Below are 14,314 nucleotides of genomic sequence, written 5' to 3'. Positions count from 1 at the left end.
GTCCAACGACTCCAGTTTGAAAAATCCATCATACCTGACCTTTTTAACAGAATTGTGGTCGAGAAAAATGTAATCTATTAAATTTTGAGCATAGAAATACTAGACTGGCATACAATGTATTAACTGAACTGAGAATAGTAGGAGGATACGCAAATGAAAAAACGATTGTACCAGTCCGATGCCGCTAGTTATTTCCGTGAGCATTCCTCAATTTTTTTGTTTATTGTCGTCTTATTTTTAATGGGAGTAATCTTCGGGGCAATTGTCGTAAACAGTATGAGCATTATCCAGAAAGAAGATTTATTCTACTATTTATCACAATTTTTTGGACAAGTCTCGAGTGGGAAAGATGCTGAGGACAATAATTTATTCTTACAAAGCTTATTCCATAATAGTAAGTTTATAGGGCTCATGTGGATCCTTGGTATTTCAATTATCGGTCTCCCGGTCATTCTCATTCTATTATTTATTAAAGGAATGGTGGTAGGGTTTACCGTTGGTTTTCTTGTCAGCCAAATGGGCTGGCAGGGGTTTATGCTTGCCTTTGTATCAATTTTACCCCAGAATTTGATTATCATTCCTGTCTTCATACTGATGGCAGCATTATCAGTAATTTTCTCACTCCGAATGATAAAAAAACAGTTTATGAAAAAATATGCCCAGCCAATCTTACCTTTTTTTAAGAGATACATTGTCGCGTTGATTATTGCCGTGTTATTTATATCGGCAGCATCCGGCATCGAAGCGTATCTTTCACCATGGTTAATGAAAACCATCATAAGTTCAACGAGTTTAAAATAATTACTATATAATATTAGTTATTATTATTGGTTTATTGTTATTTATAATAATTTTATTTTGATTCTCAATTGCCATCTGTTATAATGAGAATTAACAGTGGCGAGGGAGGGACTTCAGGATGGAAACTAGAATTGAGAGAATAAAAAAACAGTTGCATTCAGCAAGTTATAAACTAACACCTCAGCGTGAGGCAACCGTTCGAGTTTTATTAGAAAATGAAGAGGATCATTTAAGTGCAGAAGATGTATACCTCCTCGTAAAAGAAAAATCGCCTGAAATTGGTTTAGCAACCGTTTATCGAACGTTGGAATTATTAACGGAATTAAAAATTGTTGATAAAATAAATTTTGGGGATGGGGTTTCCCGTTATGACCTCAGGCAGGAAGGTGCAGCACATTTTCATCACCATCTTGTTTGTATTGAATGCGGTGCCGTTGATGAAATTCAAGAGGATTTACTTGAAGATGTGGAAGCAGTTGTAGAACATAAATGGAATTTTAAAATAAAAGACCATCGCCTTACTTTTCATGGGATCTGTTACCGATGCCAGGATAAAGAGAAAGACGAAGAAAAAGAAAAAGAAAAAGAAGACTAACCAAAAGAAGCTCCGTGAAATGGGCTTTTTTTCTTTTACTTGGGTGTTTTCTAAAAGTTTGTTGTTCTTGAAATAAGATGAAAAACATGGTAGAAGTACTGAGCAGCCCGAATACACGAAGACTCCTGCGGGAAAAGTGAGCAGGGTGAGACCCCACAGCGAGGTACGAGCGAGGAGGCTCACAGCTCACCCGCGGAAAGCGAAGTGTATTCGGGCTGCGGGCTAAATAGCGACCATCTTTAAAAACAGCCTTAGTTAAGTTACATTTATTTAGAGCTTCTCCTTTATTACCAATGACTAGGTATAAAAATCGTCCATTTTGGCATACATTTTACTAGACGATTGGAAATTGGGGGAAGCAGGATGATCTTATTTATTAAAGCAGCACTAAAAACGTTAAAAGTTTTTATTATATTCACAGGATGCACGATTCTTTTTTATTATGGTATCATGTTGGTAAATGAAGAATACCAAAATTATCATCGCTATGATGAACCGGAAGGGGCTGCGCTCAAGGTTTCCAACGCAGTAAATGAGGATAATTCTTCCTTGTTAGATCGGCTGATGTTGTTTTATTTAAATGGGGAGTAAATGCGATGGACGAGCAATTAAAGAATTTTATGCAATACTTAATCGTTGAAAAAGGTTTATCCAATAACACAATTATGGCGTATGAGCGGGATTTAAAAAGCTATCTTCATTATTTGATTAATGTGGAATCTATCCATTCTTTAAATGATGTACAACGTGTACATATCGTTCATTTTTTAAAATTTTTAAAAGAACAAGGGAAATCACAGAAAACCTTGGCAAGACACATCGCTTCCGTACGGGCATTTCATCAATTTTTATTAAGGGCAAAGGAAACTGACCAAGATCCTTCCGTTCAAATTGAAACACCAAGGCATGAAAGGTCACTTCCCAATGTATTGAGTTTGAAGGAAGTAGAAGTTCTATTGGACGCACCAAAGCCACATGATCATTTTGGAATTAGGGACAAGGCGATGCTTGAACTGCTATATGCGACCGGTATCCGTGTTAGTGAACTAATAGGTCTTGAGATTGATAATGTGCAATTATCGATGGGATTTGTTCGCTGCATCGGGAATAAAGAAAGAATCATTCCAATTGGACGTGCAGCCTCTGTTGCGATAAAGCAGTATCTAGAAGAAGGAAGACCCCGTTTTGTTTCCACAAAACATCAGGAACAGGCTTTGTTTTTAAACCATCAGGGGAAACGGTTGACTCGCCAAGGATTTTGGAAAATTTTGAAAAAGCTTACGAAAGAAGCCGGTATAGATAAGGAGCTTACACCACATACCCTTCGACATTCATTTGCAACGCATTTGTTAGAAAACGGGGCTGATTTACGAGCAGTCCAAGAAATGTTAGGTCATGCAGATATCTCAACAACACAGATATATACTCAGGTAACAAAAACAAAGTTAAAAGATGTATATAGTAAATTTCATCCACGAGCTTAATAGAATCAAAGTATAAAAAAACATATAATTGTCACAAAGCTGCCTGAATTTTGGTGGCTTTTTTTCTTGTAATTTCTGAAACATTTAGTACAATAGAGATGTCAGACTTCTGACGAATAGATTTATATTAGTTTTCATAAACCTATATAATGAGGGCAACATATTTGTATGATTTTCATATTTGCAAACGTTTTCTAGTGAAGAAGGAGGAAGAATTGAATGGCTGCAAATACATATAAGCGTATTTTTATTATCGTTATGGATTCGGTCGGGATTGGGGAAGCACCAGATGCAGAGAAGTTTGGTGACAAAGGTGCAGATACTTTTGGTCATATTGCGGAAAGAATGAACGGTCTAAACATGCCAAATATGGGCAAGTTGGGATTAAGTAATATCCGTGAAGTAAAAGGGATAGAAAAAGCAGATAAACCGTTAGCTTTTTATACTAAAATGATGGAGGCCTCAAACGGTAAAGATACCATGACAGGACATTGGGAAATTATGGGTTTAAATATTCAAACCCCATTCCGGGTATTCCCAGACGGATTTCCTGAGGAGCTTCTTTCGGAATTAGAAAAGCGCACAGGTCGGAAAATTATTGGAAATAAGCCTGCAAGCGGAACAGAAATTCTCGTAGAGTTGGGCGAAGAGCATATGAAGACTGGGGCATTGATTGTCTATACTTCTGCTGACTCGGTTCTTCAAATTGCAGCGCATGAAGAAATCATTTCACTTGAAGAGCTGTACAAAATTTGTAAAATCGCCCGTGAATTAACGCTTGATGAAAAGTATATGGTTGGGCGTGTCATTGCCCGCCCATTCTTAGGTGAACCAGGGGACTTTAAACGTACTTCGAACCGACACGATTACGCACTTAAACCATTTGACCGGACGGTTATGAGTGAATTAAAAGATGGTGGCTTCGATGTCATTGCGATCGGGAAAATATCCGATATTTATGATGGAGAAGGCGTAACTCAATCCTTGAGAACAGTGTCTAATATGGATGGAATGGATAAGCTAGTGGAAACCTTAGATATGGATTTCACAGGAATTAGTTTCGTAAATCTGGTTGATTTTGATGCATTATATGGACACCGCCGTGATCCTGAAGGCTATGGAAAAGCATTGGAAGAGTACGATGCTCGACTCCCTGAAGTGTTTGCTAAATTGAGAGAAGACGATTTACTAATGATTACAGCCGACCACGGAAATGACCCAGTAGCACCAGGTACGGATCATACACGTGAATATGTACCTTTATTAGTTTATTCAAAGAGCATGAGCGAAGGGAAAGAACTCCCACTACGAGAGACTTTTGCTGACCTAGGTGCAACCGTTGCAGAAAACTTCAATGTTAAATTACCTAACTATGGAAAAAGCTTTTTAAATGAATTGAAATAACAAGGGGGATTAAGAATGAACACGGAAAAAATTCAAAATGCTTCAAGTTTTTTAAAACAGAAATATGCAAATACACCTAAAATAGGACTAATTTTAGGTTCTGGGCTAGGAGTACTAGCGGATGAAATTGCGAACCCAGTAAAAATTCCTTACAACGAGATTCCAGACTTCCCTATTTCTACTGTTGAAGGCCATGCTGGTCAACTGGTGTTTGGATTATTAAGTGGTGTAGAAGTTGTTGCCATGCAAGGACGTTTCCATTTCTATGAAGGATATAGTATGGAAAAGGTAACCTTCCCTGTACGCGTCATGAAAGAGTTGGGCGTTGACATGTTAATCGTGACCAATGCTGCAGGCGGAGTTAATGAGAGCTTCTCTGCAGGCGATTTAATGATCATTTCAGATCATATTAATAATATGGGCACAAATCCGTTAATCGGACCAAATGATTCCAAGCTTGGTGTACGTTTCCCTGATATGTCAGAAGCGTATACGAAAGAATTACGAGCTGCTGCAAGGGAAATTGCCAGTCGCTTAAACATCAATGTTAAGGAAGGAGTCTATTTCGGAAATCCTGGGCCAGTTTATGAAACACCTGCTGAAATACGGATGGTTCGAGCAATGGGCGGAGATGCGGTCGGAATGTCTACAGTCCCCGAGGTAATCGTTGCCCGTCACAGTGGAATGAAGGTTCTTGGTATTTCATGCATTTCGAACATGGCAGCAGGTATTCTTGACCAACCACTTACCCATGATGAAGTTATTGAAACAACCGAAAGAGTAAAAGCTGACTTCCTTCAATATATAAAAGAAATAGTAAAAACAATCGCTAAATAAGAAAAGCGGAAGCTAGACAGTTAGTAAAGTGGAAAAAAATAAATTCTGATGTAGGAAATTTTCGTAAAGTGGTGATTATGATGAGAATGGTAGACTTAATAGAGAAAAAAAGAGATGGACAGGAATTAACAAAAGATGAAATTACATTCATTATAAATGGTTATACCGATGGATCGATCCCAGATTATCAAGTTAGCGCCTTAACGATGGCTATCTTTTTTAAAGGCATGACTGAGCAGGAAAGAGCCGATTTAACCATGGCAATGGTTGAATCAGGTGACCAAATTGATTTATCGCAAATTGAAGGAATTAAAGTTGACAAACATTCTACCGGCGGTGTAGGTGACACAACAACTCTAGTATTAGGGCCACTTGTTGCTGCACTTGATGTCCCTGTTGCAAAGATGTCAGGGCGAGGCTTAGGTCATACTGGAGGTACAATTGATAAATTAGAAGCGGTAAAAGGCTTCCATGTTGAGATTGAGAATGAAGAATTTATTGACCTTGTAAATAAAAACAAGATCGCTGTAATTGGACAAAGTGGAAATTTAACTCCTGCAGATAAAAAGCTTTATGCCTTGAGAGATGTGACAGCAACAGTGGATAGTATTCCACTAATCGCAAGTTCAATCATGAGTAAAAAGATTGCAGCTGGTGCTGATGCTATTGTTCTTGATGTGAAAACCGGTGCAGGTGCATTTATGAAGACACTTGATGATTCCCGCGAACTTGCAAAAGCAATGGTACGGATTGGAAATAATGTGGGCAGAAGAACAATGGCTGTTATTTCTGACATGAGTCAACCGCTTGGTTTTGCGATTGGGAATGCCCTTGAAGTAAAAGAAGCAATTGATACATTAAAAGGTGAAGGTCCAGAAGATTTAACGGAACTTTGTTTAACTCTAGGCAGCCATATGGTTTATTTAGCAGAAAAGGCTGACTCATTAGCAGAAGCACGTACCAAGCTTGAGGGTGTAATTAAAGACGGTTCAGCGCTTGAAAAATTAAAAGTATTTTTAAGTTCTCAAGGTGGAGATGCGTCAATTGTCGATGATCCTTCGAAAATGCCGCAAGCAAAATATATCATTGAACTTGAGGCTAAAGAGGATGGCTATGTATCTGAAATTGTTGCAGATGAAGTTGGTACAGCGGCAATGATCCTTGGAGCAGGAAGAGCAACAAAGGAATCAGTCATTGATTTAGCAGTGGGGCTTGTCTTAAGAAAGAAAATCGGTGACCAAGTCAGCAAAGGTGAATCCTTAGTAACGATTTACAGCAATTTCGAAAATGTAGAAGAAGTAAAAACAAGACTGTACAACAACATTAAAATTTCGGCAACAAAAATAGACGCACCCATCCTCATTCATGGAGAAATAACCGAATAAAGTAATGCTAAAGGGTGTCAGGCACCATGTGAAAAATTCACATGGTGCCTGACACCCTATTTTTATTTTGTTCAGGAGGAAATACCTGTATAAAGTTATTAATTTTGGAAAAAATGGATGCTATAAAGAATGGAGGGTTATGCGAATGAAACGATTTGTCTCTTTGATAGTGACAATTTTTTTACTTACAAGTTTATGGAGTTCATCAGCATTTGCTGCTGAAGAAAAGAAGAATTCTGATATCGTCGACAATGTGAAATCCGCTATTTTAATTGAACGTGATACTGGAAAAGTCCTATATGACAAAAACAGTAATGAAGAGTTACCACCAGCAAGTATGACCAAGATTATGACAATGCTTTTAATTATGGAAGCAATTGATCAAGGAAAACTCACTTGGAATGAAAAAATCCGTGCAAGTGAGTATGCTGCCTCGATGGGTGGTTCACAAATTTTTCTTGAACCTGGAGAAGAAATGACCACCAAGGAAATGTTAAGAGGAATTGCGATTGGATCAGGGAATGATGCTTCTGTTGCTATGGCCGAAAGGATTGCCGGCTCAGAAGAAGCATTTGTTGACATGATGAATGATAAAGTTAAAGAACTAGGTTTAAAACATACTTTCTTTAAAAATACAACGGGACTTCCTGTTAGTGGTCATTTCAGCACTGCAAGTGATATGGCTATTATGGCGAAAGAACTATTAAAATATGAAGACATTACGAAATTTACAGGTATGTACGAAGCGTATCTTCGTGAAAATACAGACAAAAAATTCTGGCTTGTTAACACCAATAAATTAGTGAGATTTTACCCTGGTGTGGATGGATTAAAAACCGGCTTTACAGCGGAAGCAAAGTACTGCTTAACAGCAACAGCCCAAAAGAATGGGATGCGTGTCATTGCTGTTGTGTTCGGAGCACCTACTTCAAAGGAAAGAAATGCCCAAGTAACAAAAATGCTTAATTATGCTTTTAATCAATACCAAACACATCCGATGTATAAACGCGCTCAGACACTAGCAAAAGCAAGAATAAGTAAAGGACAGGTAAAGTCTATCGAAGCGGTTACAAGCGAGCCGATTTCTTTGCTTACGAAAAAAGGTGAAAAAACTGAGAATGTCAAACAAAAGATAACTATTAATAAAAATTTGAAAGCGCCGATTAATAAAGGCGACAAAATAGGAACTATTAAATTAATCAAAGATGGAAAAGTCTTTGTAGAAAGTCCTTTATTAGCACGTGAAAGTGTAAAAGAAGCAGGATGGTGGACCCTTTATAAACGTTCATTTGGAATGTTTACAAAGGCCGGTAAATAACGGACGTTTCCTCTTTTTGTCTAGCTCCAGCGCCCACTGACTAGTGGACTTCACTAAACGGGCGCTTCCGCTTTTCAATGTGTCGAATCTTCTAGATACACCACTTCTTTTAGCGAAATACGACTAGTTTTGTATTTGCAGAAGGATATTAATACGCCGATAGAGAATTGTCTCACTATACCAGATTAAGGAGGACGGAATAGTGAGTCTTAATATTGATATGGAAACAAAACATGATGTTCTATGTATTCGTTTAAGCGGTGAACTAGACCATCACACCGCGGATGAGCTTCGCGAAAAAGCGATAACCGTTATTGAAAAAAATGAAATTCGTCATATCGTCTTAAATCTGGAACATCTAGCTTTTATGGACAGTTCAGGTTTAGGCGTAATATTAGGCAGATACAAACAAATTAAACAAGTCCACGGTGAAATGGTGGTATGTGCAATTTCCCCCGCGATACAAAGATTATTCGATATGTCAGGTTTATTTAAGATTATAAAAATGGAACCGACAGAAGAATTTGCATTGCAAAGATTGGGGGTGGCCTGAGTGAAGAATGAAATGAATCTTCAATTCAGTGCATTAAGTCAAAATGAGTCATTTGCTCGAGTAACCGTGGCAGCATTTATTGCCCAGTTAGACCCTAATATGGATGAATTGACAGAAATAAAAACAGTAGTATCAGAAGCAGTGACCAATGCGATTATTCATGGTTATGAAAATGATCCGAATGGAATTGTTTATATTCAAGTAATCATCGAAGATAGTTTAATTGATCTATCAATTAAAGATGTTGGATTGGGAATTGTAGATGTGGAAGAAGCTCGTCAGCCATTATTTACAACAAAACCGGACTTAGAGCGTTCCGGTATGGGTTTTACTATCATGGAGAATTTCATGGATGAGGTAGAGGTTCATTCACAGCCAGGTCGAGGAACCGAAGTTAGATTACGAAAGCATTTACAAAATCGCAAAATGCTTTGCAATTAAGGAGACTTGCCGATGGATGTGGAGGTTAAGAATGATAAAGGTCAAACATATTTAAAGGACAATGAAGTAAAAGAGCTCATCAAAAAGAGCCAAGATGGGGACCAAGAATCAAGGGATTTAATCGTTGAAAAAAATATGCGTCTTGTTTGGTCTGTTGTCCAACGGTTTCTTAATCGAGGGTATGACCCTGATGACCTTTTCCAAATTGGATGTATTGGGTTATTAAAATCGGTGGATAAATTTGACCTTTCCTACGATGTAAAGTTTTCGACGTATGCAGTCCCGATGATTATTGGTGAAATCCAGCGATTTATCCGTGATGATGGAACCGTTAAGGTTAGCCGGTCATTGAAAGAAATGGGAAACAAAATTCGAAAAGCTAAAGACGAATTATCGAAGACGCTTGGCAGAATACCAACCGTTAACGAGATATCAGCACATCTTGAACTCACACCAGAGGATGTCATACTCGCTCAAGAAGCTAGCAGAACACCTTCTTCTATTCATGAAACTGTATATGAAAATGATGGAGATCCTATTACATTACTTGACCAAATTGACGATGGCAATGAGGGAAAATGGTTTGATAAAATAGCACTAAAGGAAGCCATCCGAGAATTAGATGAGCGTGAACGACTCATAGTCTATTTAAGGTATTATAAGGACCAAACACAATCCGAAGTTGCTCTTAGGCTTGGTATATCCCAAGTCCAAGTATCAAGACTTGAGAAAAAAATATTGCAGCAAATGAAAGGCCGTATGGATCTGTGATCCATACGGTTTTTTGTTTCGAATTTCATGGTATTTTTTGGCTTTAATGAAAAAAGTACTTATTACTCATACTATTTATACAGGAAATCATTGTGTGGGAAGTGAATGTTTTGGAAGAAACAATATACATCCGCATGCGGAATCGTGTCCAGGCTCCGCCTGAAGAAAAAGTATTGTTAAAAGATATTGCCCAAGTCATTGCCCCAGATGAAGTTCTTTCACCGTTACAAACTATGATGATACACCAATTAACAGATACAGACCAGAATATAGTCATCATAGATGTTATGAAAGTAATCCACTTAATTAAAAGCGAATTTGGAGAAATGGAAGTTCAAACGATTGGCCCAGCCCAAACCATTATTGAAGTCACTTATAAGAAAAAGGGAGTTTCCCTTCCTTTTTTCCTTTTAATATGGTTTCTCTTATTTTTTGGTTCAGCCATGGCGATTATGAATTTTCATGATGATGTAAGTATGAAAAGTGTACAAGAAAAATTATATACGATCATTACTGGAAAAAAAGAAACAAAACCATTACTGTTCCAAATTCCCTATTCAATTGGGTTAGGCATGGGAATGATTCTTTTTTTTAATCATTTTTTTAAGAAACGTATAAATGATGAACCCAGTCCACTAGAGGTAGAAATGTTTAATTATCAAATGGATTTAGATAATTACGTAATTATCCATGAAAATAAAGAAAGTATGAAAAAAATCAGTGATGATTAAAATAATAGCTATCCTTTTTTTAGGATTAGCAAGTGGACTAGCAGTGGGTTCTGGTTTTGTGGCCTTTCTAACGGTATTAGGGATCATCCCTAGGTTGACGCAACTTAGCAAAACAATGAAAATGATTCAGCACTATGAATGGGCAGTGGTTCTAGGGGCACTCACCGGGGTAGGAGCGAGTCTTAGAGATCCTGTTTTACATATTCCGTCCTTTCCATTAATTATTTTAGGAATGACAGGTGGAATTTTTTATGGCATGTTAGCTGCAGCCCTCACTGAGGTATTAAACGTTCTGCCTATTCTTGCGAAAAGAGTCCGATTGGATGGTGAGATTGTCATATTAATAATGGCAATCGTATTAGGGAAAATTTTTGGTTCTATCTTTCAATGGGTTTATTTTGTTCACCATTAGAACTTTTTGAAAAAAAGTCTAGAACTTGCGCAAAGAAAGGACATCACACAATGAGCATTCGGAGGCGTGTTATTTTAATTACTGACGGTGATGAATATGCAAAGAGAGCTGTGGAGCATGTTGCTAGAGAAATAGGCGGCAGATGTATTTCGAGTTCCCAAGGGAATCCGTCGACATTAACTGGTGAAAAAATCATCCAATTAATAAAAAAAACCCCTCACGATCCTGTATTAGTGATGTTTGATGATAGTGGCATAGTTGGTGAAGGTGCTGGTGAGAACGCTTTGAAATATGTCGCTCGACATGAAGAAATTGAAGTCTTAGGCATCATAGCCGTTGCCGCAAAGTCAAGGCATGAAGAATGGTCAAGGGTAGATGTAAGTATCGATCGAGATGGAAATTTAACTCCATATGGAGTAGATAAATTTGGTATAGCTGAGCTTGAAGTCGGGAGAATAAATGGTGATACAGTATACTGCCTTGATGAATTAGAGGTACCAATCATCGTAGGAATTGGCGATATTGGCAAGATGTCCAGACATGATTCCTACAAAAATGGTTCCCCGATAACGAAAAAAGCAGTGGAGCTTATACTTGAAAGGAGTGGCTTCCATGTCAAGAAGTAATGAACAAAAATGGCCTGTCCCGGAATCTGTAACTGAAATAGAAAATTATATGAAACAGCGGGTTGGTCTTGGGAAAAGCTTTGATTTTGGCATCAGGAAATTAAAAATCCTCAAAAAAGATGTACATATCTACTATGTAAATGGTTTGTGTGATACTCGCTTCATTATTGAAATAATCGAAGAATTAGTTGAAATCAATGACCATGAAAAATTATCAACCGATCTCTTTAAGGTTGTTGAAAATAGACTAGTTAATCAATCGGTTGACCGAGTTACCACACTTGATCTCATTGTCGATAAGGTTTTGTCCGGATTAATTGCTGTTGTCATGGAAGGGCAAAACACAGCTTTTATCATTGATGTAAGAAGCTATCCAGGAAGGCAGCCTCAAGAACCTGATACAGAAAAGGTAGTTAGAGGTTCCCGGGATGGATTTGTTGAAAATATTATTTTGAATACAGCATTAACAAGACGGAGAATTCGAGATGAACGTCTGCGCTTTGAAATGCTAAAGGTAGGAGAACGGTCAAAGACAGATGTAGCTTTAGGTTATTTAGAAGATGTTGCAGATCCAGATATGGTAAATGTTATCCGTAAAGAAATTCAAGGGATTAAAACAGATGGTATTCCGATGGCCGATAAAACAATTGAAGAATTCATCCTGAAACAGGGATGGAATCCATTTCCGCTGGTAAGATATACGGAGCGTGCTGATATTGCTGCAACTCATCTTCTCGAAGGACATGTTGTTATTTATGTTGACACCTCCCCAAGTGTTATAATCACTCCTACGACTTTTTTTCATCATTTACAGCATGCAGAAGAGTTTCGTGAATCTCCTGCGATGGGAACGTTCGTACGCTGGACACGGTTTTTAGGTGTTATAACATCAATTATGCTACTTCCATTATGGATGTTATTTGTATTAGAACCTTCCTTATTACCTGAAAAACTCTCATTTATTGGACCAAATGAACAGACCAATATTCCAATTATTGTTCAAATATTTTTGGCTGATTTTGGGATTGAGTTTTTACGATTGGCGGCCATTCATACACCTACGCCGCTTTCGACAGCAATGGGTTTAATTGCAGCCGTATTAATTGGACAGATAGCAATTAGCGTTGGCCTGTTTGTTCCGGAGGTAATCTTATATGTAGCTGTTGCAGGGATAGGCTCTTTTACAACTCCTAGTTATGAATTAAGTGTAGCAAACAAAATTGGTCGATTGACACTGTTAATTCTGGTATCGTTATTTCATCTTCCTGGATTTGTCATTGGGGCGACAGTATTCTTTCTTTTCCTTGTTAAAATGCGGGCCCTTAATACACCATACCTTTGGCCATTCCTTCCTTTTGAACCAAAAGGATTTTTACAAATCATTGTGCGCAGAGCAATACCTGGGTCCATTCTCAGACCAAGTATTGTCCATCCTAGGAACCGATACCGGCAGCCGCCGAAAGCTAACGAGAAATAATTGCACTTTTTTAGCAGATATGCTAAAGTGTTTTTAATTAAATAAAGGGATAAAGAATGAAAAATAGGCAGTATCTTTTGGAGATTCTGTCTATTTATTATTATCTTTTATGATTGTCCGCATAAACTATAGTAAGTGTTTGGGGGAGAGGGAAGGGTATGTATTTTTACGGGACAACAGGTGTAAACAAGAACGGTCATTTAGAAATTGGTGGAGTCGATTCTGTTGAGTTGACGAAGGAATTTGGAACTCCCCTTTATGTATATGATGTAGCGTTAATGCGCGATAGGGCACGGTCTTTTAAACAGGCATTTGATGAACAAGAAATCAAGGCGCAGGTTGCCTATGCTAGTAAAGCCTTTTCAACCATTGCAATGATTCAGCTCGCTGAGGAAGAGGGGTTGTCACTTGATGTAGTTTCGGGCGGTGAATTATATACTGCTATTGCTGCAGGGTTCCCTGTCGACCGAATTCATTTTCATGGAAACAATAAAAGCAGAGAAGAATTAGAAATGGCATTGGAGCATGAAATTGGCTGCATTGTTGTGGATAATTTTTTTGAATTGGACCTTTTGAAAACCATTTCAAAGGGGAAAAATGCCCATGTTAACATCCTGCTGCGAGTTACTCCAGGTATCGAAGCACATACACATGATTACATTTTAACTGGGCAAGAGGATTCAAAATTTGGGTTTGATCTACAAAATGGACAAGCGGAACAGGCATTAAAACAGGCTTTGCAAAACGAAAATTTTGAAGTGCTTGGACTCCATTGTCATATTGGATCGCAAATTTTTGAAACCACTGGATTTTTATTAGCAGCCAAAAAGATAGTTGAAAAGATGGAAGCTTGGAAAAAGGAGCTTTCCTTTGAAGCAAAAGTATTAAATTTGGGCGGAGGCTTTGGAATCCGTTATACAAAAGAGGACGAACCAATCCTACCTTCTCAATATGTGAGTGAAATTATTCGTGAAGTAAAAAAATTAACGGATAGCTACTCTTTAAAAATGCCAGAGATTTGGATCGAGCCAGGCCGTTCGCTTGTCGGCGATGCTGGAATTACCCTTTATAAAGTGGGTTCATCCAAAGAAGTTCCTGGTGTTAGAAAGTATCTAGCAGTAGATGGTGGTATGAGTGATAATATTCGACCTGCCCTTTATCAGGCGAAATATGAAGCTGTTCTTGCGAATAAGCCATTAACGAATCCGAAAGAAACGGTATCCATTGCTGGGAAATGCTGTGAATCAGGTGATATGTTGATTTGGGATTTACCGTTACCAGAGGCAGGGGAAGAAGATATTCTTGCCGTTTTTTGCACGGGTGCTTATGGCTATTCCATGTCAAATAACTATAACCGCATCCCACGGCCAGCTGTTGTTTTTGTAGAAAATGGAAGTGCAACTCTTGTAGTAAAAAGAGAGACGTATAAGGATTTAATTCAACATGATTTACCATTAAAATAAAAAAGCTGCCGCAGAA

At 38.0% G+C, this 14,314-nt stretch carries 16 protein-coding genes; all 16 read left to right on the top strand.

Annotation, left to right across the window (positions count from 1 at the left end; genetic code table 11):
- Positions 1-153 precede the first annotated feature (153 nt).
- Complete coding sequence (spoIIM, locus tag ACJ004_RS14010; protein ID WP_410893657.1) at positions 154-801, top strand: stage II sporulation protein M; 648 nt, start codon at positions 154-156, stop codon at positions 799-801.
- A 118-nt stretch (positions 802-919) separates the two neighbouring features.
- Positions 920-1,396 carry a ferric iron uptake transcriptional regulator gene (fur, locus tag ACJ004_RS14005; protein ID WP_410893655.1) on the top strand — a complete coding sequence of 159 codons (477 nt, stop codon included), beginning with the start codon at positions 920-922 and terminating at the stop codon, positions 1,394-1,396.
- A gap of 363 nt (positions 1,397-1,759) precedes the next feature.
- Complete coding sequence (locus ACJ004_RS14000; protein ID WP_410893654.1) at positions 1,760-1,987, top strand: YqzK family protein; 228 nt, start codon at positions 1,760-1,762, stop codon at positions 1,985-1,987.
- 5 nt (positions 1,988-1,992) lie between these two features.
- Positions 1,993-2,880: a site-specific tyrosine recombinase XerD gene (gene xerD, locus ACJ004_RS13995; protein WP_410893653.1), complete on the top strand. Its 888-nt coding sequence runs from the start codon at positions 1,993-1,995 to the stop codon at positions 2,878-2,880.
- 219 nt (positions 2,881-3,099) lie between these two features.
- Complete coding sequence (gene deoB / locus ACJ004_RS13990; protein ID WP_410893652.1) at positions 3,100-4,284, top strand: phosphopentomutase; 1,185 nt, start codon at positions 3,100-3,102, stop codon at positions 4,282-4,284.
- A 15-nt stretch (positions 4,285-4,299) separates the two neighbouring features.
- A complete protein-coding gene (locus ACJ004_RS13985; protein ID WP_410893651.1) occupies positions 4,300-5,121 on the top strand; it encodes a purine-nucleoside phosphorylase in 822 nt (273 codons plus the stop codon).
- A gap of 80 nt (positions 5,122-5,201) precedes the next feature.
- On the top strand, positions 5,202-6,506 hold the full coding sequence (locus ACJ004_RS13980) for a pyrimidine-nucleoside phosphorylase (protein WP_410893650.1): 1,305 nt from the start codon (positions 5,202-5,204) through the stop codon (positions 6,504-6,506).
- Positions 6,507-6,651: 145 nt separating this feature from the next.
- The gene (locus tag ACJ004_RS13975; protein WP_410893649.1) at positions 6,652-7,824 is read left to right on the top strand and encodes a D-alanyl-D-alanine carboxypeptidase family protein; all 1,173 of its coding nucleotides are present in this window, start codon (positions 6,652-6,654) and stop codon (positions 7,822-7,824) included.
- A gap of 202 nt (positions 7,825-8,026) precedes the next feature.
- Positions 8,027-8,377 carry an anti-sigma F factor antagonist gene (spoIIAA, locus tag ACJ004_RS13970; protein ID WP_026563990.1) on the top strand — a complete coding sequence of 117 codons (351 nt, stop codon included), beginning with the start codon at positions 8,027-8,029 and terminating at the stop codon, positions 8,375-8,377.
- Positions 8,378-8,818: an anti-sigma F factor gene (gene spoIIAB, locus ACJ004_RS13965; RefSeq protein ID WP_410893648.1), complete on the top strand. Its 441-nt coding sequence runs from the start codon at positions 8,378-8,380 to the stop codon at positions 8,816-8,818.
- A gap of 12 nt (positions 8,819-8,830) precedes the next feature.
- Positions 8,831-9,589, top strand: a complete 759-nt coding sequence (gene sigF, locus ACJ004_RS13960) for an RNA polymerase sporulation sigma factor SigF (protein ID WP_410893647.1) — start codon at positions 8,831-8,833, stop codon at positions 9,587-9,589.
- Positions 9,590-9,699: 110 nt separating this feature from the next.
- A complete protein-coding gene (locus tag ACJ004_RS13955) occupies positions 9,700-10,320 on the top strand; it encodes a stage V sporulation protein AA (RefSeq protein ID WP_410893646.1) in 621 nt (206 codons plus the stop codon).
- Positions 10,313-10,732 carry a stage V sporulation protein AB gene (locus ACJ004_RS13950; RefSeq protein WP_410893645.1) on the top strand — a complete coding sequence of 140 codons (420 nt, stop codon included), beginning with the start codon at positions 10,313-10,315 and terminating at the stop codon, positions 10,730-10,732. Before ACJ004_RS13955 ends, ACJ004_RS13950 begins: the two co-directional genes overlap by 8 nt.
- Before the next feature lie 50 nt (positions 10,733-10,782).
- Positions 10,783-11,358, top strand: coding sequence for a stage V sporulation protein SpoVABEA (spoVAEA, locus tag ACJ004_RS13945; RefSeq protein WP_410893644.1), 576 nt, complete (start codon positions 10,783-10,785; stop codon positions 11,356-11,358).
- Positions 11,345-12,835, top strand: a complete 1,491-nt coding sequence (locus ACJ004_RS13940; protein WP_410893643.1) for a spore germination protein — start codon at positions 11,345-11,347, stop codon at positions 12,833-12,835. The genes spoVAEA and ACJ004_RS13940 overlap by 14 nt, the downstream gene beginning before the upstream one ends.
- Before the next feature lie 158 nt (positions 12,836-12,993).
- On the top strand, positions 12,994-14,298 hold the full coding sequence (lysA, locus tag ACJ004_RS13935; RefSeq protein WP_410893642.1) for a diaminopimelate decarboxylase: 1,305 nt from the start codon (positions 12,994-12,996) through the stop codon (positions 14,296-14,298).
- Positions 14,299-14,314: the final 16 nt, after the last annotated feature.

The organism is Neobacillus sp. 204, from assembly GCF_046562815.1.
In the GTDB taxonomy this organism is placed as follows: Bacteria; Bacillota; Bacilli; order Bacillales; family Cytobacillaceae; genus Neobacillus.
The sequence above is the reverse complement of the archived record's forward strand: the minus strand, read 5'-3'. Positions and strand labels throughout refer to the sequence as shown.

Excerpts from the sequence above, each read along its gene's own strand:
- ACJ004_RS13940 (WP_410893643.1), top strand. The coding sequence starts at position 11,345 with ATGTCAAGAAGTAATGAACAAAAATGGCCTGTCCCGGAATCTGTAACT.
- ACJ004_RS14000 (WP_410893654.1), top strand. The coding sequence starts at position 1,760 with ATGATCTTATTTATTAAAGCAGCACTAAAAACGTTAAAAGTTTTTATT.
- sigF (WP_410893647.1), top strand. The coding sequence starts at position 8,831 with ATGGATGTGGAGGTTAAGAATGATAAAGGTCAAACATATTTAAAGGAC.
- spoVAEA (WP_410893644.1), top strand. The coding sequence starts at position 10,783 with ATGAGCATTCGGAGGCGTGTTATTTTAATTACTGACGGTGATGAATAT.
- ACJ004_RS13985 (WP_410893651.1), top strand. The coding sequence starts at position 4,300 with ATGAACACGGAAAAAATTCAAAATGCTTCAAGTTTTTTAAAACAGAAA.
- xerD (WP_410893653.1), top strand. The coding sequence starts at position 1,993 with ATGGACGAGCAATTAAAGAATTTTATGCAATACTTAATCGTTGAAAAA.
- ACJ004_RS13950 (WP_410893645.1), top strand. The coding sequence starts at position 10,313 with ATGATTAAAATAATAGCTATCCTTTTTTTAGGATTAGCAAGTGGACTA.
- deoB (WP_410893652.1), top strand. The coding sequence starts at position 3,100 with ATGGCTGCAAATACATATAAGCGTATTTTTATTATCGTTATGGATTCG.
- spoIIM (WP_410893657.1), top strand. The coding sequence starts at position 154 with ATGAAAAAACGATTGTACCAGTCCGATGCCGCTAGTTATTTCCGTGAG.
- fur (WP_410893655.1), top strand. The coding sequence starts at position 920 with ATGGAAACTAGAATTGAGAGAATAAAAAAACAGTTGCATTCAGCAAGT.
- lysA (WP_410893642.1), top strand. The coding sequence starts at position 12,994 with ATGTATTTTTACGGGACAACAGGTGTAAACAAGAACGGTCATTTAGAA.
- ACJ004_RS13975 (WP_410893649.1), top strand. The coding sequence starts at position 6,652 with ATGAAACGATTTGTCTCTTTGATAGTGACAATTTTTTTACTTACAAGT.
- ACJ004_RS13980 (WP_410893650.1), top strand. The coding sequence starts at position 5,202 with ATGAGAATGGTAGACTTAATAGAGAAAAAAAGAGATGGACAGGAATTA.